General features: G+C 61.5%; 18 protein-coding genes. 12 read left to right on the top strand and 6 right to left on the bottom strand.

Translation table 11 applies throughout. From position 1 onward, the window contains the following. Positions 1 to 76 precede the first annotated feature (76 nt). Positions 77 to 733: an alpha/beta hydrolase gene (locus tag OIU19_RS19860; RefSeq protein ID WP_264236464.1), complete on the bottom strand. Its 657-nt coding sequence runs from the start codon at positions 731 to 733 to the stop codon at positions 77 to 79. A 337-nt stretch (positions 734 to 1,070) separates the two neighbouring features. On the opposite strand from OIU19_RS19860, the gene OIU19_RS19865 reads away from it, so the two are divergent. The 4 genes from OIU19_RS19865 (at position 1,071) to OIU19_RS19880 (ending at position 5,228) form a co-directional block, all read left to right on the top strand. Further along, positions 1,071 to 2,099 carry an amino acid ABC transporter substrate-binding protein gene (locus tag OIU19_RS19865; RefSeq protein WP_186553833.1) on the top strand — a complete coding sequence of 343 codons (1,029 nt, stop codon included), beginning with the start codon at positions 1,071 to 1,073 and terminating at the stop codon, positions 2,097 to 2,099. A gap of 67 nt (positions 2,100 to 2,166) precedes the next feature. Beyond that, complete coding sequence (locus OIU19_RS19870; protein ID WP_264236465.1) at positions 2,167 to 3,345, top strand: amino acid ABC transporter permease; 1,179 nt, start codon at positions 2,167 to 2,169, stop codon at positions 3,343 to 3,345. Between the two features lie 10 nt (positions 3,346 to 3,355). Further along, positions 3,356 to 4,453, top strand: coding sequence for an amino acid ABC transporter permease (locus tag OIU19_RS19875; RefSeq protein ID WP_186553835.1), 1,098 nt, complete (start codon positions 3,356 to 3,358; stop codon positions 4,451 to 4,453). Positions 4,454 to 4,463: 10 nt separating this feature from the next. Further along, the gene (locus OIU19_RS19880) at positions 4,464 to 5,228 is read left to right on the top strand and encodes an amino acid ABC transporter ATP-binding protein (RefSeq protein WP_186553836.1); all 765 of its coding nucleotides are present in this window, start codon (positions 4,464 to 4,466) and stop codon (positions 5,226 to 5,228) included. A 123-nt stretch (positions 5,229 to 5,351) separates the two neighbouring features. Here the strand turns inward: OIU19_RS19880 and algW are convergent, their stop codons facing one another. Continuing rightward, positions 5,352 to 6,512 (bottom strand): Do family serine endopeptidase AlgW, encoded by a 1,161-nt coding sequence (gene algW, locus OIU19_RS19885; protein WP_264236466.1) that lies wholly within the window; start codon positions 6,510 to 6,512, stop codon positions 5,352 to 5,354. A 281-nt stretch (positions 6,513 to 6,793) separates the two neighbouring features. Between algW and OIU19_RS19890 the strand changes: the two genes are divergently transcribed. The 3 genes from OIU19_RS19890 (at position 6,794) to cysN (ending at position 10,609) form a co-directional block, all read left to right on the top strand. After that, positions 6,794 to 7,552, top strand: coding sequence for a Nif3-like dinuclear metal center hexameric protein (locus OIU19_RS19890; RefSeq protein WP_264236467.1), 759 nt, complete (start codon positions 6,794 to 6,796; stop codon positions 7,550 to 7,552). Between the two features lie 222 nt (positions 7,553 to 7,774). Beyond that, on the top strand, positions 7,775 to 8,692 hold the full coding sequence (cysD, locus tag OIU19_RS19895) for a sulfate adenylyltransferase subunit CysD (RefSeq protein WP_264236468.1): 918 nt from the start codon (positions 7,775 to 7,777) through the stop codon (positions 8,690 to 8,692). Positions 8,693 to 8,707: 15 nt separating this feature from the next. Next, positions 8,708 to 10,609, top strand: a complete 1,902-nt coding sequence (cysN, locus tag OIU19_RS19900) for a sulfate adenylyltransferase subunit CysN (protein ID WP_264236469.1) — start codon at positions 8,708 to 8,710, stop codon at positions 10,607 to 10,609. A gap of 184 nt (positions 10,610 to 10,793) precedes the next feature. Here cysN and OIU19_RS19905 read toward each other — a convergent pair whose 3' ends face one another. The 3 genes from OIU19_RS19905 to OIU19_RS19915 form a co-directional block, all read right to left on the bottom strand. After that, positions 10,794 to 11,060, bottom strand: a complete 267-nt coding sequence (locus OIU19_RS19905) for a bacteriocin immunity protein (RefSeq protein ID WP_264236470.1) — start codon at positions 11,058 to 11,060, stop codon at positions 10,794 to 10,796. Then, complete coding sequence (locus OIU19_RS19910) at positions 11,054 to 11,374, bottom strand: scaffold protein involved in DNA repair (RefSeq protein ID WP_264236471.1); 321 nt, start codon at positions 11,372 to 11,374, stop codon at positions 11,054 to 11,056. Before OIU19_RS19910 ends, OIU19_RS19905 begins: the two co-directional genes overlap by 7 nt. A 171-nt stretch (positions 11,375 to 11,545) precedes the next feature. Beyond that, complete coding sequence (locus OIU19_RS19915) at positions 11,546 to 12,025, bottom strand: Lrp/AsnC family transcriptional regulator (RefSeq protein WP_264236472.1); 480 nt, start codon at positions 12,023 to 12,025, stop codon at positions 11,546 to 11,548. A gap of 127 nt (positions 12,026 to 12,152) precedes the next feature. On the opposite strand from OIU19_RS19915, the gene OIU19_RS19920 reads away from it, so the two are divergent. Further along, a complete protein-coding gene (locus OIU19_RS19920; protein ID WP_264236473.1) occupies positions 12,153 to 13,349 on the top strand; it encodes a methionine gamma-lyase in 1,197 nt (398 codons plus the stop codon). 85 nt (positions 13,350 to 13,434) lie between these two features. Beyond that, positions 13,435 to 16,131, top strand: coding sequence for an alpha-ketoglutarate dehydrogenase (gene mdeB, locus OIU19_RS19925; RefSeq protein ID WP_264236474.1), 2,697 nt, complete (start codon positions 13,435 to 13,437; stop codon positions 16,129 to 16,131). 77 nt (positions 16,132 to 16,208) lie between these two features. On the opposite strand, the gene OIU19_RS19930 is transcribed toward mdeB, so the two are convergent. Continuing rightward, positions 16,209 to 16,646, bottom strand: coding sequence for a YhcB family protein (locus tag OIU19_RS19930; protein WP_264236476.1), 438 nt, complete (start codon positions 16,644 to 16,646; stop codon positions 16,209 to 16,211). Between the two features lie 139 nt (positions 16,647 to 16,785). Between OIU19_RS19930 and OIU19_RS19935 the strand changes: the two genes are divergently transcribed. From OIU19_RS19935 to zapE, 3 genes are all read left to right on the top strand, one after another. Then, positions 16,786 to 17,421 (top strand): alpha/beta hydrolase, encoded by a 636-nt coding sequence (locus OIU19_RS19935; RefSeq protein ID WP_264236477.1) that lies wholly within the window; start codon positions 16,786 to 16,788, stop codon positions 17,419 to 17,421. 25 nt (positions 17,422 to 17,446) lie between these two features. Next, on the top strand, positions 17,447 to 18,796 hold the full coding sequence (locus OIU19_RS19940) for a tryptophan--tRNA ligase (protein WP_264236478.1): 1,350 nt from the start codon (positions 17,447 to 17,449) through the stop codon (positions 18,794 to 18,796). Between the two features lie 83 nt (positions 18,797 to 18,879). Beyond that, complete coding sequence (gene zapE, locus OIU19_RS19945) at positions 18,880 to 19,974, top strand: cell division protein ZapE (protein ID WP_186553850.1); 1,095 nt, start codon at positions 18,880 to 18,882, stop codon at positions 19,972 to 19,974. The last annotated feature ends 2 nt before the right edge of the window (positions 19,975 to 19,976 follow it).

The raw sequence follows: 19,976 nt of genomic DNA on the forward strand, positions 1-19,976 counted from the left end.
AATGTACGCCCGGCAGTGTAATGCAAGAACCGGGCGCGGCGTAGCGCAATGCACAGCCAACTACATACGGGCGGACTCAGCGCAGGCGTTCACTCAGCCAGTCGTGGATGTCGGACAGCTCTGCCACGGCCACCTTGTGCTCCATCGGGTATTCATGCCAGCGCGCGGCGACGCCCCAGCTGTTGAGGTATTCGAAGGCCGTGCGGCCCATGGACGGGATCACCACCGGGTCATGCACGCCATGCAGGCACAGGGCCGGGGTGCGCTGTTGGCAGGCGCTGAGCTGATGGCCTTCGCTGAAGGTCGGGGCATAGGTGGACAGGGCAATCACGCCGCCCAGTGCTTCTTGCCACTTTATATAGGCAGTGTGCAGAACCACCGCGCCACCCTGGGAGAAACCGGCGAGGATGATCCGCGCCAGGTTGATGCCCTTGGCTTGCTCGGCCTTGATCAGTTCGATCACCTGCTCGGCCGATTCATCCAGCTGCGCCTCGTCAATGGCGCGGGCTGGAGTCATGGCCTTGATATCGTACCAGCTAGGCATCTGATAGCCGCCGTTGATGGTCACCGGGCGGGTCGGGGCCTGAGGCATGACGAAGCGGGTACTGAGCAGGCGCTCTTGAAGAAATTCGGCCACCGGTAGGAAGTCGTAACGGTCGGCCCCCAGTCCGTGCAACCAGATCACACAGGCGTCGGCGGTATTTTGCGGTTCGAGAATCAGCGGTTGGGTCATGACTGCTCCGAAAGTGTGCGCGCTGGCTTAAGTGGTGCGTAAAAAGAAGGCATCTGTAGTGAATGCCAGAAATAGATGTCGCAACTCTACAACTTTTCCTACTTGACTACCGCTTAAACGCTTAAGCCTTCGACTGTGGTACGCGCTTTGCTATGAATCGAGTGATGCGAAGGGATGGCCCCATGCCGGTAACACCCCTCGTACGGATACAAAGGCTGTCATAGAACAGCTCATTGCGCCAATTGACCCAAAAACAAGCCAACAAGGGTCGGATGCGCCTCATAAGGGTGCGGTGCAATTCCGGCTCGATACAACAAGAGCGATTTGGAGGTTGTGAATGAAGATGTTGAAAACCACCCTGGCAGTCCTGACCGCTGCCGCCGCGCTGGGCGCCACCAGTTTCGCCCAGGCCGGCGCTACCCTCGATGCGGTAAAGAAGAAGGGCTTCGTCCAGTGTGGCGTGAGCGATGGTCTTCCGGGCTTCTCGGTACCTGATGCCAAAGGCAACATCGTCGGTATCGACGCCGATGTCTGCCGCGCCGTTGCCGCCGCCGTGTTCGGCGACGCCACCAAGGTCAAGTTCAGCCAGCTCAATGCCAAGGAGCGCTTCACCGCGCTGCAGTCCGGCGAAGTCGACGTACTCTCGCGCAACACCACCTGGACCAGCTCGCGCGATGCCGGCATGGGCCTGGTATTTGCCGGTGTTACCTACTACGACGGCATCGGCTTCCTGGTCAACAAGAAGCTCGGCGTCTCCAGTGCCAAGGAGCTCGACGGCGCTACCGTGTGTATCCAGGCCGGTACCACCACCGAGCTGAACGTCTCCGACTACTTCCGTGCCAATGGCCTGAAGTACACCCCGATCACCTTCGACACCTCCGACGAGAGCGCCAAGTCGCTCGAATCCGGCCGTTGCGACGTGCTTACTTCGGACAAGTCGCAGCTCTACGCGCAGCGCTCCAAGCTGGCTGCACCCACCGAGTACGTGGTACTGCCGGAAACCATTTCCAAGGAGCCTCTGGGCCCTGTGGTACGCAAAGGCGATGAAGAGTGGTTCAGCATCGTCAAGTGGACCTTGTTCGCCATGCTCAACGCGGAAGAGGCGGGCATCACCTCGAAGAACGTCGAGGCCGAAGCCAAGTCGGGCAAGAACCCGGACAACGCCCGTCTGCTCGGCGCTGACGGCGAATACGGCAAGGACCTCAAGCTGCCCAAGGACTGGGTCGTACAGATCGTCAAGCAAGTGGGTAACTACGGCGAAGTGTTCGAGAAGAACCTGGGCAAAAGCACCCCCCTGCAAATCGATCGTGGCTTGAACGCCCTGTGGAACAACGGCGGCATCCAGTACGCGCCACCTGTGCGCTGATGGCTGCACCCTGCGGTGGCATTCCGCCGCCGCAGGCTGTTCTGATCCCTTTTTTCCGGGGCACTTCATGCAAAATCAAATCGGCGCACAAAAGGGGTTTTCCCTGAGCGATCCACGTGTGCGTGCGTGGCTGTTCCAGATCGTCACGGTGGCATTGGTGGTCGGTCTGGGTTGGTACCTGTTCCACAATACCCAGACCAACCTGCAGCACCGTGGCATCACCTCGGGCTTTGACTTCCTCGAACGCAGTGCCGGCTTCGGCATCGCCCAGCACCTGATTCCCTACGTGGAGTCGGACAGCTATGCGCGGGTGTTCGTCATTGGCCTGCTCAACACCCTGCTGGTGACCTTCATCGGCATCATCCTGGCGACTTTGCTGGGTTTTATCGTCGGCGTGGCGCGGCTATCGCCGAACTGGATGATCAACAAGCTGGCGACCGTGTATGTGGAGACCTTCCGCAACATTCCGCCGCTGTTGCAGATCCTGTTCTGGTACTTCGCGGTGTTCCTGACCCTGCCCGGACCCCGTGGCAGCATCAACATCGACGACATGTTCTTTATCAGCAACCGCGGCCTGAACATGCCCGGCGCGTCCATGGCGGACGGGTTCTGGCCGTTCGTTGCCGCGGTGCTGCTGGCGATCGTCGCGGTGGTGCTGATGGTGCGACATGCCAACAAACGGTTCGACGAGACTGGCGAGCCGTTTCACAAGTTCTGGGTGGGTTTGCTGCTATTGCTGGGCATTCCTGGCGTGTGCGCGCTGCTGTTCGGTAGCCCGGTGCACTGGGAAGTGCCGCAGCTCAAGGGTTTCAACTTCGTTGGCGGCTGGGTGCTGATCCCGGAGTTGCTGGCATTGACCCTGGCGCTGACCATCTATACCGCAGCCTTCATTGCCGAGATCGTGCGCTCAGGGATCCGTTCGGTCAGCCATGGCCAGACCGAAGCTGCGCGTTCGCTTGGCCTGCGCGAGGGCCCGACCCTGCGCAAGGTGATCATTCCCCAGGCCCTGCGGGTGATCATTCCGCCACTGACCAGCCAGTACCTGAACCTGGCGAAGAACTCGTCCCTGGCCGCCGGTATCGGCTATCCGGAGATGGTCTCGCTGTTCGCCGGTACCGTGCTCAACCAGACCGGCCAGGCCATCGAGGTGATTGCCATCACCATGAGTGTCTATCTCGCCATCAGCATCAGCATTTCGCTGCTGATGAACTGGTACAACAAGCGCATTGCGCTGATCGAGCGGTGAGGATACGCCCGTGAATGCCCATGTTTTCAAACCCGATATGCCGCCACCGGTGAAAACCGTCGGCGTGCTCGCATGGATGCGTGCCAATCTGTTCTCCAGCTGGCTTAACACCCTGCTGACCCTGTTCGCCCTTTACCTGGTGTGGTTGATCGTGCCGCCGCTGTTGCAGTGGTCGCTGATCGACGCCAACTGGGTCGGTACCACCCGTGCCGACTGCACCAAGGAAGGCGCTTGCTGGGTGTTCATCCAGCAGCGCTTCGGCCAGTTCATGTATGGCTACTACCCCAGCGAACTGCGCTGGCGCGTCGACCTGACGGTATGGCTGGCGGTGATCGGCGCAGCGCCGCTGTTTATCAGTCGCTTCCCGCGCAAGGCCATCTACGGCCTGGGCTTCCTGGTCCTGTACCCCATCGTCGCCTATGTGCTGCTGCATGGCGGTAGCCTGGGCCTGGCGACGGTGCCGACCAGCCAATGGGGCGGCTTGATGCTGACCCTGGTGATCGCCACTGTCGGAATTGTCGGCGCGTTGCCGTTGGGCATCTTGCTGGCATTGGGCCGACGCTCGCACATGCCGGCGGTGAAGGTGGTCTGTGTGACCTTCATCGAGTTCTGGCGCGGCGTGCCGCTGATTACCGTGCTGTTCATGTCGTCGGTGATGCTGCCGCTGTTCCTGCCCGAGGGCATGAGTTTCGACAAGCTGCTGCGGGCGATGATCGGGGTGATCCTGTTCCAGTCGGCGTACATCGCCGAGGTGGTGCGCGGGGGCTTGCAGGCGATTCCCAAGGGCCAGTACGAGGCCGCTGCGGCGATGGGCCTGGGTTACTGGCGGGCGATGGGCCTGGTGATCCTGCCGCAGGCGCTCAAGCTGGTTATCCCCGGCATCGTCAACACCTTCATTGCCCTGTTCAAGGACACGAGCCTGGTGATCATCATCGGCCTGTTCGACCTGCTCAACAGCGTCAAGCAGGCGGCGGCCGACCCGGCCTGGCTGGGCATGGCGACCGAGGGCTATGTGTTCGCGGCCCTGGTGTTCTGGATTTTCTGTTTCGGTATGTCCCGCTACTCCATGCATCTGGAGCACAAGCTGGACACTGGCCACAAGCGTTAGGAGTTTGCATATGAGTGAAGCGATCAAGCAGCCTGCTGGCCCCGAAGGCATCATCCAGATGCAGGGCGTGAACAAATGGTACGGCCAGTTCCATGTACTCAAGGACATCAACCTGAATGTGCGCCAAGGCGAGCGTATCGTCCTGTGCGGCCCGTCTGGCTCGGGCAAGTCGACCACCATCCGCTGCCTCAACCGCCTGGAAGAGCATCAGCAGGGGCGTATCGTGGTCGATGGCGTCGAGCTGACCAACGACCTCAAGCAGATCGAAGCGATCCGCCGCGAGGTGGGCATGGTGTTCCAGCACTTCAACCTGTTCCCGCACCTGACCATTCTGCAGAACTGCACCCTGGCGCCGATGTGGGTGCGCAAGATGCCCAAGCGCAAGGCCGAGGAAATCGCCATGCACTACCTTGAGCGGGTGCGGATTCCCGAGCAGGCGCACAAGTTTCCGGGGCAGTTGTCCGGTGGCCAGCAGCAGCGGGTGGCGATTGCCCGGGCGCTGTGCATGAAGCCGAAGATCATGCTGTTCGATGAGCCGACGTCGGCGCTCGATCCGGAGATGGTCAAGGAAGTGCTCGATACCATGGTCGGCCTGGCTGAAGACGGCATGACCATGCTCTGCGTGACCCACGAGATGGGCTTTGCCCGGACCGTGGCGAACCGGGTGATCTTCATGGACAAGGGCGAGATCGTCGAACAGGCGGCGCCGGATGATTTCTTCGACCGGCCGCGCAGTGATCGGACCAAGCTGTTCTTGAGCCAGATCCTGCACTGATAAAACGCCCTCGTGGGAGCGGGCTTGACCCGCGATAGCGTCCGATCAAACTAACGCTATCGCGGGGCAAGCCCGCTCCCACAAGGTTCGCTGGCTAGGCTGAAACTCTACCTAGACTGAACCTCACTTCTCCTCGGTTTTGGCCACCGGCGCCGGTGGCGGCCGCAACCCTACCTCGGCAATCAGCTTGAGCTGCTGGCCATTGCGAATCACCTCGATGGCGACCTTGTCGGTCGGCTTGATCCTCGCCACCTGGTTCATCGATTTGCGGCCATCGCCGGCCGGTTCGCCATTGATGCTCAGAATCACGTCACCGAGCTGCAAGCCTGCGCGCTGCGCCGGGCCATCGCGGAAGATCCCCGCCACGACAATCCCTGGCCGCCCCTCAAGGCCAAACGACTCGGCCAGCTCCTGGCTCAGCGGTTGTACTTCGATACCCAGCCAGCCACGGATCACCTGGCCGTGCTCGATGATCGACTTCATCACCTCCAGCGCCAGCTTGACCGGAATGGCGAAACCAATGCCCTGCGAGCCGCCAGATTTGGAGAAGATCGCCGTGTTGATCCCGATCAGGTTGCCGTTGGCATCGACCAGCGCACCACCGGAGTTGCCTGGGTTGATGGCGGCGTCGGTCTGGATGAAGTCTTCGTAGTTGTTCAGCCCCAGCTGGTTACGGCCGGTGGCGCTGATGATGCCCATGGTCACGGTCTGGCCGACGCCGAACGGGTTGCCGATGGCCAGCGAGACGTCGCCAATGTGAATGTTGTCGGAGCGGCCGATGGTGATCGCCGGCAGGCTCTTGAGGTCGATCTTCAGCACCGCGAGGTCGGTTTCCGGGTCGCTGCCGATCACCCGCGCCAGGGTTTCGCGGCCATCCTTGAGGGCCACGACGATCTGGTCGGCGCCGCTGGTGACGTGGTTGTTGGTCAGCAGGTAGCCCTCGGGGCTCATGATTACGGCCGAACCCAGGCTCGACTCCCAACGGCGCTGTTTGGGCAGGTTGTCGCCGAAGAAACGGCGGAACTGCGGGTCTTCGAACAGCGGGTGGGCGCTCTTGTTCACCACCTTGGTGGTGTACAGGTTGACCACCGCCGGGGCGGCCAGGGTCACCGCGTCGGCATACGACACCGGGCCCTGCATGATCCGCGTGGTTTGCGGTGCTTGTTGCAGGTTGACGTCCTGGCTGGGCAGGCCGACCCATTCGGGGAAGCGCTGGATCACCAGTAGGGCAATCAATATGCCGGTAAGCAGTGGCCAGCCAAAGTAACGCAGAACCTTGAGCATCGAATGAATCCTGGGAGTGGGGCAAGGGCCGTTGCAGAGCGGGCCGGGATGCAAGCGCGCGCGATCATACACGTCAAAAGTATGCTCGGCGACGGCTGCAATCGCGGGTCAAGCCCGCTCCTACGCAGGCCGCGCTGATCCGTGGGTGCGGGCTTGCCCCGCGATTGCCATATGCCCCAGGCGACTATCGCCGGTTTCCCCGCGTCCGGCGACGGCCCATAATGGCGGCCATTATACGGGCGTTGCGCCCGCCGAATGTGCAGATTTCGAGGAGATTTTCCATGGCCGTCGCCCTCAGCACCCTGGTCGAGGAAGCCGAGCGCTACCTGTCCAGCGCCAAGATCCAGGATTACTGCCCCAACGGCCTGCAGGTCGAGGGGCGGCCGCAGGTCAGCCGGATCGTCACAGGCGTCACTGCCAGCCAGGCGTTGCTCGATGCTGCCGTCGAGGCGCAAGCGGATCTGGTCCTGGTCCATCACGGTTATTTCTGGAAAGGCGAGAACCCGTGCATCACCGGCATCAAGCAGCGCCGGTTGAAGACCTTGCTCAAGCATGACATCAGCCTGCTGGCGTTTCACCTGCCGCTGGATGTGCATCCGGAGGTGGGCAACAACGTGCAGTTGGCGCACCAGCTGGGGATTACCGTCGAAGGGCCGCTGGATCCGAACAACCCGAAGGTGGTGGGCATGGTCGGCTCGCTGAGTGAGGCGATGTCGGCACGCGACTTTGCCCGGCGAGTGCAGGAAGCGTTGGGCCGTGAGCCGCTGTTGATCGAGGGTGATCAATTGGTGCGACGCATTGGCTGGTGCACAGGCGGCGGCCAGGGCTACATCGACACGGCGATTGCCGAGGGTGTCGATCTGTTTTTGAGCGGTGAAGCTTCCGAGCAGACCTTCCACAGCGCTCGCGAGAATGGCATCAGCTTCATCGCGGCCGGGCACCATGCGACCGAGCGGTATGGCGTGCAGGCGCTGGGCGATTACCTGGCACGGCGGTTTGCTGTGGAGCATCTGTTCATCGATTGCCCTAATCCGATCTGATCGAGAGTTGGGCCGCTTTGCGGCTCATCGGTCCTGTAGCCGCTGGCTTGCCTGCGATGGCCTGCACAGCAGGCCGGACGCGGCCCAAACCCCCAGTCATATGGTTAGATTGTTTCGATCTAGCCAGCCTCCTAAATAGAATCAGGTGCTGTGATAAAGTGGCTCGCTCGAACACGGCCCGCTTGGCCGTCCATAAGATCGTATCGTTTTACGTGAGTAGCCATGGTCGACAAACTGACGCACTTGAAACAGCTGGAGGCGGAAAGCATCCACATCATCCGCGAGGTGGCCGCCGAGTTCGACAACCCGGTGATGCTGTACTCGATCGGCAAGGACTCCGCCGTGATGCTGCACCTGGCGCGCAAGGCCTTTTTCCCGGGCAAGCTGCCGTTTCCGGTGATGCACGTCGACACCCAGTGGAAATTCCAGGAGATGTACAGCTTCCGCGACAAGATGGTCGAGGAAATGGGCCTGGAGCTGATCACCCACGTCAACCCTGAGGGTGTGGCGCAGGGCATCAACCCGTTCACCCATGGCAGCTCCAAGCACACCGACATCATGAAAACCCAGGGCCTCAAGCAGGCACTGGACAAGTACGGCTTCGACGCCGCCTTCGGTGGTGCGCGCCGTGACGAAGAGAAGTCGCGGGCCAAGGAGCGGGTCTATTCGTTCCGTGACAGCAAGCACCGCTGGGATCCGAAAAACCAGCGTCCGGAGCTGTGGAACGTCTACAACGGCAAGGTCAACAAGGGCGAGTCGATCCGCGTCTTCCCTCTGTCGAACTGGACCGAACTGGACATCTGGCAGTACATCTACCTCGAAGGCATCCCAATCGTGCCGCTGTACTTCGCCGCCGAGCGCGACGTCATCGAGAAGAACGGCACCCTGATCATGATCGACGACGAGCGCATCCTCGAGCACCTCTCCGAGGAAGAGAAAGCGCGCATCGTCAAGAAGAAGGTGCGTTTCCGTACCCTTGGCTGCTACCCGTTGACGGGTGCTGTCGAGTCGGAAGCCGAGACCCTGACGGACATCATTCAGGAAATGCTCCTGACCCGAACGTCCGAACGCCAGGGCCGTGTCATCGACCACGATGGCGCCGGTTCCATGGAAGACAAGAAACGCCAAGGCTACTTCTAATTTCAGGGTTACTCCATGTCGCACCAATCTGATCTGATCAGCGAGGACATCCTCGCCTACCTGGCCCAGCACGAGCGCAAGGAACTGCTGCGTTTCCTCACCTGCGGCAACGTCGATGATGGCAAGAGCACCCTGATCGGGCGCCTGCTGCACGACTCCAAGATGATTTACGAGGACCACCTCGAAGCCATCACCCGTGACTCGAAGAAGTCCGGCACCACCGGCGAAGAAGTCGACCTGGCGCTGCTGGTCGATGGTCTGCAGGCCGAGCGTGAGCAGGGCATCACCATCGATGTCGCCTACCGCTATTTCTCCACCGCCAAACGCAAGTTCATCATCGCCGACACCCCCGGCCACGAGCAGTACACCCGTAACATGGCCACCGGCGCCTCGACTTGCGATCTGGCGATCATCCTGGTCGACGCCCGTTACGGCGTGCAGACCCAGACCCGCCGACACAGCTACATTGCCTCGTTGCTGGGCATCAAGCACATCGTCGTTGCGGTCAACAAGATGGACCTCAAGGGCTTCGATGAAGGCGTGTTCGAGTCGATCAAGGCCGACTACCTGAAGTTTGCCGAGGCCATCAACCTGACGCCGAGCAGCCTGCACTTCGTGCCAATGTCGGCGCTCAAGGGCGACAACGTGGTCAACCGCAGCGAGCGTTCGCCGTGGTATACGGGCCCGGCGTTGATGGAAATCCTCGAGACCGTTGAAGTTGCCGCCGACCGCAACTTCACCGACCTGCGCTTCCCGGTGCAGTACGTCAACCGGCCGAACCTGAACTTCCGCGGCTTTGCCGGCACCCTGGCCAGCGGCGTAGTGCACAAGGGCGATGAAATCGTCGTGCTGCCGTCGGGCAAGAGCAGCCGGGTCAAGTCGATCGTCACCTACGAAGGTGAGCTGGAAAACGCAGGGCCAGGCCAGGCCGTGACCCTGACCATGGAAGACGAGATCGACATCTCCCGTGGCGACCTGCTGGTGCATGCCGACAACGTCCCACCGGTGACCGATCAGTTCGACGCCATGCTGGTGTGGATGGCTGAAGAGCCGATGCTCCCAGGCAAGAAATACGACATCAAGCGTGCCACCAGCTACGTACCCGGCTCGATTGCCAGCATCACCCACAAGGTCGATGTGAACACCCTCGAGAAGGGCGCCGCTAGCGCGCTGCAGCTGAACGAGATCGGCCAGGTCAAGGTCAGCCTCGACGCCGCTATCGCGCTGGACGGCTACGACAGCAACCGCACCACCGGTGCGTTCATCGTCATCGACCGCCTGACCAACGGCACCGTTGGCGCCGGCATGATCATCGCCCCGCCAGTGCTGCCGCATGGCAGCACCGGCCAGCATGGCAAGTTGGCCCACGTTGCCACCGAAGAGCGCGCCCTGCGCTTCGGTCAGCAGCCGGCTACCGTGCTGTTCAGCGGCCTCTCTGGCGCTGGCAAGAGCACCCTGGCCTATGCCGTTGAGCGCAAGCTGTTCGACATGGGCCGTGCGGTGTATGTGCTCGATGGCCAGAACCTGCGTCATGACCTGAACAAAGGTCTGCCACAGGACCGCGCCGGTCGCACCGAGAACTGGCGCCGCGCCGCCCACGTCGCGCGCCAGTTCAACGAAGCCGGCCTGCTGACCCTGGCCGCCTTCGTCGCACCGGATGCCGAAGGCCGCGAACAGGCCAAGGCACTGATCGGCAAAGAACGCCTGGTGACCGTGTACGTACAGGCATCGCCGATTGCCTGCCGCGAGCGCGACCCGCAAGGCCTGTACGCTGCCGGTGGCGACAACATTCCGGGTGAAAGCTTCCCGTTCGATGTACCGCTGGATGCCGACCTGGTGATCGATACCCAGAACAGCAGTGTTGAAGAAGGCGTCAAGCAAGTGCTGGACGTGTTGCGCCAGCGCGGCGCGATCTGATCGCTAGCGCTACAGCTGTTGGGGCTGCTTTGCAGCCCTTCGCGGGCAAGCCCGCTCCCACAGGGATAGCGCCGATCCTAGGAGCAGCGCTATCCCTGTGGGAGCGGGCTTGCCCGCGAAGGGCCGCAAGGCGGCCCCAAAACTGACGACATGGTGGCAGTGCGCTTCGGCGGTTTATGCAGCGTCATGACATGTCGCGCAGGCTCACAAGCCCCTCTGCCGTCCGCCAGCCAATTACACGCTGGACAATCTGCTCAGCGCTTTCATCCTTCCCCGAGGCCGGGTTGTAGATCAGGTCGGAGCCGGATGGGTGTCCCACCAGCTCAATGAAATGCTCAAGCAAACGGTCCTGCCAGGCGCGCGTCCCGGCGGCCTGGATCAACTCCTCGACCAGCGCCTTGAACTCTCCATAGCTGTAATCAGCGAGGCTGGTTCTATCAAGGATCACCACGGAACCTCCGACGAAAGCGCAAATTGCAGAGCGCTCATGACCCTCAGGTTGTATGCGTCATACAGCGAGCCGCCAAACTCGGGTGGGTCGAGGTGGCGGATCTCATAGGAGCGCAGCCCCTTTGCGGTGTCCTTGAACGGCGCACGGGGTGGCCAGCCTTGTTTGATTCGATGCAGCTGAGCACTGATGAACTGCTGGGAGTAGACCGGGTCTTCGGCAATCGCCATCCAGAAGGCCATGGAATATTGCTCGAAACTTTCGAATGTGTGCCCTGCCAGTTTGCTGGTGATGTGCCGGGGTAGGTAGGCGGCCATGAATATTTACCTGCGTAAGTGACGACAAGCGATGTGCAGGGAGAGTCAGTCCGCTGCTAGCGCAATTGCAGGTATTGATGTTTGCTTGAAACGCGCAGAGGGAACAGCTTTCGAGGGCTGAGTCGGCTGTAGGTGGTTTTTGACGTTTGCGTAGGTTGATTCAAAAACGTTCTAGATGTGCTTTTCCGACACGGGGATCACACGTCTTTCCTTGACCGCTTTATAAGAAAAACTCGAATAAATCTCCTTCACCCCCGGCAACCGCTGCAGCACTTCCCGGGTGAACTCGCCAAACGACTCCAAGTCCCGCGCGAGGATCTCCAGCAAAAAATCATAGCGCCCGGAAATGTTATGGCAGGCGACGATTTCGGGAATTTCCAGCAGCCGCTTTTCAAACGCCAGGGCGATTTCCTTGGTGTGCGAATCCATCATGATGCTGACGAAGGCGGTCACGCCAAAACCCAGTGACTTGGGCGAGAGAATGGCCTGATAGCCGGTGATAAAGCCGTTGTCTTCGAGCAGTTTGACTCGCCGCCAGCACGGCGAGGTAGTTAACGCGACCTGGTCGGCGAGTTCGGAAACGGTGAGGCGGGCGTTGTCTTGCAGGGCCGCGAGCAGGGCGCGGTCGGTGCGGTCGAGAGTCGAAGGCATGACTTGCCCTCCAGGGTGGCTAATTGTTGTTTTTGTTCCAAGAAGCACCCGCTTGCGTGGGCAACTTTGGAAAAATCCCGGCAGCTCGTTGGCATAAGCTTATAACAAACCACACGAGGCTGTTGCCATGCGCGACTCCAACAATAATTCAGGGTTTTCCACGCGAGCGATCCACCACGGTTATGACCCGCTTTCCCACGGTGGCGCGCTGGTACCGCCGGTGTATCAAACCGCGACCTATGCCTTCCCCACTGTTGAATACGGCGCTGCCTGCTTCGCCGGCGACGAGCCGGGGTACTTTTACAGCCGCATTTCCAACCCGACCCTGGCCCTGCTGGAGCAGCGCATGGCTTCGCTGGAGGGCGGCGAGGCGGGGCTGGCCTTGGCCTCGGGGATGGGCGCGATCACTTCAACGTTGTGGACCTTGCTGCGCCCTGGCGATGAGCTGATCGTCGGGCGCACGCTGTATGGCTGTACCTTTGCCTATTTGCATCACGGTATCGGCGAATTTGGGGTCAAGGTGCAGCATGTGGATCTCACCGATCTACAGGCGCTCAACGCCGCGATCACGCCGAAGACGCGAATGATCTACTTCGAGTCGCCGGCCAACCCCAATATGCAGTTGGTCGATATCGCTGCAGTGGTGGCGGCCGCTGCTGGCCATGACATTCGGGTGGTGGTCGACAATACTTACTGCACGCCTTATCTACAGCGCCCGCTGGAGCTGGGCGCTGACCTGGTGGTGCATTCGGCCACCAAATACCTCAGCGGCCATGGCGATATCACCGCTGGGCTGGTGGTCGGGCGCAAGGCGCTGGTCGATCGTATTCGCCTGGAAGGGCTCAAGGACATGACCGGCGCGGTGCTGTCGCCGCACGATGCTTCGCTGCTGATGCGCGGTATCAAGACCCTGGCCCTGCGCATGGATCGGCATTGCGCCAATGCTCGGCAGGTGGCGGCGTATCTGCAAGAGCAGCCCCAGGTGGAGCTGCTGCATTATCCAGGGCTGCCGAGCTTTCCTCAGTACGCGCTGGCACAGCGGCAAATGCGCCAGCCGGGCGGGATGATCGCCTTTGAACTCAAGGGTGGCATCGAGGCTGGCAGGCGTTTCATGAATGCCCTGCAACTGTTCAGCCGGGCCGTGAGCCTGGGCGATGCCGAGTCGCTGGCCCAGCATCCGGCCAGCATGACCCACTCCAGCTACACCCCAGAGGAGCGTGCCCATCACGGGATTTCCGAAGGGTTGGTGCGGTTGTCGGTGGGGTTGGAAGATGTCGATGATCTGCTTGCTGATATTGAGCAGGCACTTCGGTTGTGTGCCTGAGCAGTGGCTGGTGGCTTCTTCGCGGGCAAGCCCGCTCCTACAGGCCTACGCGGCTCTACAAAACCTTCAGGGATGAGGCGATGCCATGGTAGCGATGATGAATCCCAATGAGCCGCTGAGCGCCGAAGAGGCCGATCTGGACAGCGATCCCGGCGAGACCGCTGAATGGTGTCAAGCGCTGGAGTCGACCCTGGCCCATTGCGGCCCGGCGCGGGCGCGCTACTTGTTGCAGCGGTTACAGGCGCATGCCCTGGAGCTGGGCCTGGAGCGCGATGTCCAGGCCTTTTCCGCCTATCGCAACACCTTGCCGGTGGAGCAGCAGGGTGTTTATCCCGGTGACCTTGAGCTGGACGAGCGCATCACCAGTATCCTGCGCTGGAACGCCCTGGCGATGGTGGTCCGGGCCAACCATGCCTATGGCGATCTGGGCGGTCATATCGCCAGCTATGCCTCGGCGGCGGAGATTTTCGAAGTGGGTTTTCAGCACTTCTTCCGGGGCGAGGGCGGCGGTGAGCAGCGCAGCGCAGATCTGGTGTTCTTCCAGCCGCATTCGGCACCAGGCATCTATGCCCGCGCCTTTCTCGAGGGGCGCTTGAGCGAGGCGCAATTGGCCAATTACCGCCAGGAAGTCGCCGGCAATGGCTTGTGCTCTTATCCACACCCTTGGCTGATGCCTGAGTTCTGGCAGTTCCCTACCGGTTCCATGGGCATTGGCCCGATCAATGCGGTGTACCAGGCGCGCTTCATGCGTTACTTGCAGCACCGCGGCCTGTTGGATACGTCGCAGCGACATGTTTGGGGCGTGTTCGGCGATGGCGAGATGGACGAGCCGGAATCGATTGCCGGGCTCACCCTGGCGGCGCGCGAGGGCCTCGATAACCTGACTTTCATCATCAATTGCAACTTGCAGCGCCTGGATGGCCCGGTGCGTGGCAACGGGCAGATCATCCAGGAGTTGGAGGCGCTGTTCAGCGGTGCCGGCTGGAATGTGATCAAGGTGCTGTGGGGCTCGGAATGGGATGCGTTGTTCGCCCGTGACCATGAACATGCGCTGCTGCGCCAATTGGCCGCGACCCCGGATGGCCAGTTCCAGACCCTGGGCGCCAACGATGGCAGCTACAACCTCGAGCATTTCTTCAAGCAAAACCCGGCGTTGCAGCGGCTGGTCGAGCACATGAGCTCAGAGCAGATCAATGCGCTCAGGCGCGGTGGCCACGACATGCGCAAGCTGCATGCCGCCTACGCCGCCGCCAAGGCCTGCAAGGGCCGACCGACGGTGATCCTGGCCAAGACCAAGAAGGGCTACGGCATGAGCAGCGCCGGTGAGTCGCGGATGACCGCGCACCAGGCCAAGAAGCTCGATGTGCAGGCACTGCTGGCATTTCGCGATCGTTTCCATTTGCCATTGTCGGACCAGGCGGTGGAGCAACTGCAGTTCTATCGCCCCGCCGAGGACAGCGCCGAGATGCTCTACCTGCGCCAGCGCAGGGCCGCCCTAGGCGGACCTTTGCCGCAGCGGCGCAGTGACTGCCGCACGCTGCCAGTGCCGGATCTGCAAGCATTCGGCAGTTTCGCCCTGCACGCCGATGGCAAGCCGATGTCCACCACCATGGCCGCCGTGCGCTTGCTTGGCAGCTGGCTGAAGACGCCGGAGCTGGGCCCGCGGGTAGTGCCGATCGTGGCTGACGAGGCGCGCACCTTTGGCATGGCCAGCCTGTTTCGCCAGATCGGCATCTACTCGTCTTGTGGCCAGCGCTACGAGCCTGAGGATGCCGGTTCGCTGCTGACCTATAAGGAAGCTCGCGACGGTCAGTTACTCGAGGAAGGCATCACCGAGGCAGGGGCGATTTCCTCCTGGGTGGCGGCGGCAACCTCCTACGCGGTGCACGGCGAGCCGATGTTGCCGGTGTACATCTATTACTCGATGTTCGGCTTCCAGCGCGTCGGTGACTTGATTTGGGCTGCCGCCGATCAGCGTGCCCGGGGCTTACTGCTCGGGGCAACGGCCGGGCGCACCACACTGGGCGGCGAGGGGTTACAGCATCAGGATGGTTCGAGCCTGGTGATGGCTGCGCTAGTGCCTAACTGCCGAGCTTGGGATCCGTGCTTTGCTGGCGAGCTGGCAGTCATCCTCGATTACGCCGCGCGGCGCATGTTGGTCGAGCAGTGCGACGAATTCCACTATGTGGCGGTGATGAATGAAAACTATCCACAACCCACGCTGGCTGCCCAGCTCTACGAGGATGTGCTGCGTGGGATGTACCGTTCTAGCCAACAGCAGGCGCTCAATCCACGTGGCAAGGTGCGGTTGTTGGGCTCAGGGGCGATCTTGCGGGAGGTGATCGCCGCCAGCGAGCTGTTGGCCACCGAGTGGCAGGTCGACAGTGAGGTGTTCAGCGTGACCAGCTTCAGTGAACTGGCACGTGAAGCACGGCAAGAGCGCCGGTCTGCGGCGATGGGGCAGGGTGGCGAACAAGAGAGTCATGTACGCCGCTGTTTGGCAGGAGATGCACCGGTGATAGCCGCCAGTGATTATGCACGGGCCTGGCCGCAGCTGATTGCCGAATACATCGAGGCGCCTTACATGACCTTGGGCACCGATGGATTTGGGCGCAGCGATACGCGCCAGGCGTTGCGCCAGTTCTTCGAGGTGGATCGGCATAGCGTAGTGATGGCGGCGTTGTATAGCCTGGTCAAGCAAGGGCAGTTGGCAGGGCAGGTGCTGGGGCAGGCGAGGGCGCGTTATCAGCTGAGTGATTCGCAAGCGCCCTGGTGCCGCTGATCCTGGAGGTGACGCCAAGTGTCAATGTGTCTGAAATAAACAAGGCCTCTTGCGAGGCCTTGTTCGTTACATCCTGATCAACGCTTGAGCCCGTAGCTCTCGTCGAGCATGCCCGGCGCGTTAGGTGCCTTGGGCGCGTAGTCACGCGGTACTTCGGCCGTGTCCTTGGGCGGAGTCAGGCGGTCACGTGGACCTTGCGCCGCTTCCGAGTGCAGGGCGGCCAGCAGGCGCTGACGGGTCAGTTCGTCGAGGGCCAGGCGGTTGGCGCCATCGGCCAGGTGATCCTGCACATCCTGGTAGCTCTGGGTCAGGCGTTGGACCAGGGCAGCAGTGCTGTTGAAGTGCGTCACCACTTCGTTCTGATAGCTGTCAAAACGCTGCTGGATGTCATCCAGCTGGCGTTGCGTGCTGCTGGGTGCAGCGTTGGGCAGCAGGCGGGCCACGACGAAACCGACGACTACGCCGACGACCAGGGCCAGGGTCGGCAACAACCAAACAAGGAGCGAGAGTTCCACGAGTCCTTCCTCTATAAACGGCTTTGCTTTACGTTAACGGCTCAGACCTGCGCTGTATACCGCGAGCGATCGCAAATATTTCAGAACAGAATTCATCAGCTAGACGAGTCGACCCCTCCTGAGGTCACGGAGTAGTGCTTTGCTTATCCGCGAAACCCCTTTGTTCATCGATGGTCCCTGCGGCCAACTTGAAGCCTTGCACCTGGAAGTCGCCGAGCCGCGCGGGGTGGTATTGATCTGCCATCCCAACCCGGTCCAGGGCGGCACCATGCTCAACAAGGTGGTCTCGACCCTGCAACGCACTGCCCGTGATGCTGGATACACCACGTTACGCTTCAACTATCGTGGGGTCGGGCAAAGCGCTGGCAGCCACGACATGGGCGCAGGCGAAGTCGACGATGCCGAGGCGGTCGCCGCCTGGGTGCGTGCTACCCATCCACACTTGCCGCTGGTGTTGATGGGCTTCTCCTTCGGCGGCTTCGTGGCTGCCAGCCTGGCCGGGCGCCTGGAGGCCACGGGTGTGACCTTGCAACACCTGCTCATGGTCGCGCCAGCGGTGATGCGTTTGAACGCCGACTTCCCATTGCCGCAGCGCTGCCCGTTGAGCGTGATCCAGCCAGACACCGACGAGGTGGTCAATCCGCAGCTGGTTTACGATTGGTCCGACGCCCTGTCGCGCCCCCATGAGCTGCTGAAAGTGGCAGAATGCGGACACTTCTTCCATGGCAAGCTGACCGATCTGAAGGATCTGGTGCTGCCGCGTCTTTCGAACTGAGCCAAGCCTGATCAAGCGATTACCCATGACTACGCGCATTCTTACCGGTATCACCACCACCGGCACCCCGCACCTGGGCAACTACGCCGGGGCCATCCGCCCGGCAATTCTCGCCAGCCAACAGCCCGGTGCCGACTCGTTCTACTTCCTGGCCGACTACCACGCGCTGATCAAGTGCGATGACCCGCTGCGCATCCAGCGCTCGCGCCTGGAGATCGCCGCTACCTGGCTGGCCGGCGGCCTGGATCCGGACAAGGTGACCTTCTACCGCCAGTCCGACATCCCTGAGATCCCCGAGCTGACCTGGCTGCTGACCTGCGTCGCCGGTAAAGGCCTGCTCAACCGCGCCCATGCCTACAAGGCCTCGGTGGACAAGAACCTGGAAAACGGCGAAGACCCGGACGCCGGCGTGACCATGGGCCTGTTCAGCTACCCGGTGCTGATGGCCGCCGACATCCTCATGTTCAACGCCCACAAGGTGCCAGTGGGCCGTGACCAGATCCAGCACGTGGAAATGGCCCGCGATATCGGCCAGCGCTTCAACCACCTGTTCGGCCAGGGCAAGGAGTTCTTCGCCCTGCCGGAAGCGGTGATCGAAGAAAGCGTGGCTACCTTGCCAGGCCTGGACGGTCGCAAGATGTCCAAGAGCTACGACAACACCATTCCGTTGTTCAGCAGCGCCAAGGACATGAAGGACGCCATCTCGCGGATCGTCACCGACTCGCGCGCGCCGGGCGAGGCCAAGGATCCGGACAACTCGCACTTGTTCACCCTGTTCCAGGCCTTCTCGACCCAGGCGCAGTCGGCCGAATTCCGTGAAGAACTGCTGCAGGGCTTGGGCTGGGGTGAGGCTAAGCAGCGCCTGTTCCAGCTGCTCGATGGCCAACTGGCCGCGCCGCGTGAGCACTACCATCAGTTGATCGCGCGCCCCGCAGACCTTGAGGACATCCTCTTGGCCGGCGCCGCCAAGGCGCGCAAGATCGCTACGCCATTCCTTGAGCAACTGCGTGAAGCGGTCGGCCTGCGTTCGTTCCGCACCAGCGTGCAAAGCACCGGCGAAGTGAAGAAAAAGGCTGCCAAGAGCGCCCGCTTCGTCAGCTTCCGCGATGACGACGGCAGCTTCCGCTTCCGCCTGCTGGCTGCTGACGGTGAGCAACTGCTGCTGTCGCGCAGCTTTGCCGACGGTAAGAGCGCGGGCGCTGTCAGTAAGCAACTGCAGCAGGGGGGTGAAGCCGATGTACGGGTCGATGGCCTGAGCTTCTCGCTGTGGCTCGAAGGCGAGCAAGTCGCCGCCGGCCCGCAGTTCGCCGACGCCACCGCCCGCGACGCAGCGCTGGTCAGCTTGCGTGCAGCACTGCAACCACAGGCCGACTGAGGCATTTCGCCGCAACTCTGATTGCCATTATGCGGGCCCGTCGCTACAGTGACGGCCCGCTTTTGTTACCTCGCTAACGAATTATGACGCCCTTAGAACGATATCAAGCAGATCTGAAACGTCCCGATTTCTTCCATGACGCGGCGCAGGAAACAGCGGTGCGTCATTTGCAGCGTCTGTACGACGATCTGGTCGCGGCGCAGAACAACAAGCCGGGCGTGTTCGGCAAGCTGTTCGGCAAGAAAGACCAGACGCCGGTCAAGGGTCTGTACTTCTGGGGCGGGGTAGGCCGGGGCAAGACTTACCTGGTAGACACCTTCTTCGAGGCCCTGCCGTTCAAAGAGAAGATGCGCACCCACTTCCACCGCTTCATGAAGCGCGTGCACGAAGAGATGCGCACGCTCAAGGGCGAAAAGAACCCGCTGACGGTGATCGCCAAGCGTTTCTCCCAGGAAGCCAAGGTCATTTGCTTCGACGAATTCTTCGTTTCCGACATCACCGATGCCATGATCCTCGGCACCTTGATGGAAGAGCTGTTCAAGAATGGCGTCTCCTTGGTGGCAACCTCCAACATCGTCCCTGACGGCCTGTACAAGGACGGTTTGCAGCGTGCGCGCTTCCTGCCGGCGATTGCCATGATCAAGCAGTACACCGACGTAGTGAACGTCGACAGCGGGGTCGACTATCGCCTGCGTCACCTGGAGCAGGCCGAACTGTTCCACTACCCACTCGACGCGGCGGCTCACGAGAGCCTGCGCCAGAGCTTCAAGGCGCTGACGCCGGAGTGCACCCAGGCCGTCGAGAACGACGTACTGATGATCGAGAATCGCGAGATCCACGCCCTGCGTACTTGCGATGACGTTGCCTGGTTCGACTTCCGCGCCCTGTGCGACGGGCCGCGCAGCCAGAACGACTACATCGAGCTGGGCAAGATCTTCCACGCCGTGTTGTTAAGCAATGTCGAGCAGATGGGGGTGACCACCGATGACATCGCCCGGCGCTTCATCAACATGGTCGATGAATTCTATGACCGCAACGTCAAGCTGATCATCTCCGCCGAGGTCGAGCTCAAGGACCTGTACACCGGAGGCCGCTTGAGCTTCGAGTTCCAGCGTACCCTGAGCCGTTTGCTGGAGATGCAGTCGCACGAATTCCTGTCGCGCGCACACAAGCCTTGAGT

The organism is Pseudomonas sp. BT-42-2, assembly GCF_025847435.2.
GTDB classification, from domain to species: Bacteria; Pseudomonadota; Gammaproteobacteria; order Pseudomonadales; family Pseudomonadaceae; genus Aquipseudomonas; species Aquipseudomonas urmiensis.

Excerpts from the sequence above, each read along its gene's own strand:
- mdeB (WP_264236474.1), top strand. The coding sequence starts at position 13,435 with ATGGTAGCGATGATGAATCCCAATGAGCCGCTGAGCGCCGAAGAGGCC.
- cysN (WP_264236469.1), top strand. The coding sequence starts at position 8,708 with ATGTCGCACCAATCTGATCTGATCAGCGAGGACATCCTCGCCTACCTG.
- OIU19_RS19860 (WP_264236464.1), bottom strand. The coding sequence starts at position 733 with ATGACCCAACCGCTGATTCTCGAACCGCAAAATACCGCCGACGCCTGT.
- OIU19_RS19865 (WP_186553833.1), top strand. The coding sequence starts at position 1,071 with ATGAAGATGTTGAAAACCACCCTGGCAGTCCTGACCGCTGCCGCCGCG.
- OIU19_RS19870 (WP_264236465.1), top strand. The coding sequence starts at position 2,167 with ATGCAAAATCAAATCGGCGCACAAAAGGGGTTTTCCCTGAGCGATCCA.
- OIU19_RS19880 (WP_186553836.1), top strand. The coding sequence starts at position 4,464 with ATGAGTGAAGCGATCAAGCAGCCTGCTGGCCCCGAAGGCATCATCCAG.
- cysD (WP_264236468.1), top strand. The coding sequence starts at position 7,775 with ATGGTCGACAAACTGACGCACTTGAAACAGCTGGAGGCGGAAAGCATC.
- algW (WP_264236466.1), bottom strand. The coding sequence starts at position 6,512 with ATGCTCAAGGTTCTGCGTTACTTTGGCTGGCCACTGCTTACCGGCATA.
- OIU19_RS19940 (WP_264236478.1), top strand. The coding sequence starts at position 17,447 with ATGACTACGCGCATTCTTACCGGTATCACCACCACCGGCACCCCGCAC.
- OIU19_RS19920 (WP_264236473.1), top strand. The coding sequence starts at position 12,153 with ATGCGCGACTCCAACAATAATTCAGGGTTTTCCACGCGAGCGATCCAC.
- zapE (WP_186553850.1), top strand. The coding sequence starts at position 18,880 with ATGACGCCCTTAGAACGATATCAAGCAGATCTGAAACGTCCCGATTTC.
- OIU19_RS19890 (WP_264236467.1), top strand. The coding sequence starts at position 6,794 with ATGGCCGTCGCCCTCAGCACCCTGGTCGAGGAAGCCGAGCGCTACCTG.
- OIU19_RS19910 (WP_264236471.1), bottom strand. The coding sequence starts at position 11,374 with ATGGCCGCCTACCTACCCCGGCACATCACCAGCAAACTGGCAGGGCAC.
- OIU19_RS19915 (WP_264236472.1), bottom strand. The coding sequence starts at position 12,025 with ATGCCTTCGACTCTCGACCGCACCGACCGCGCCCTGCTCGCGGCCCTG.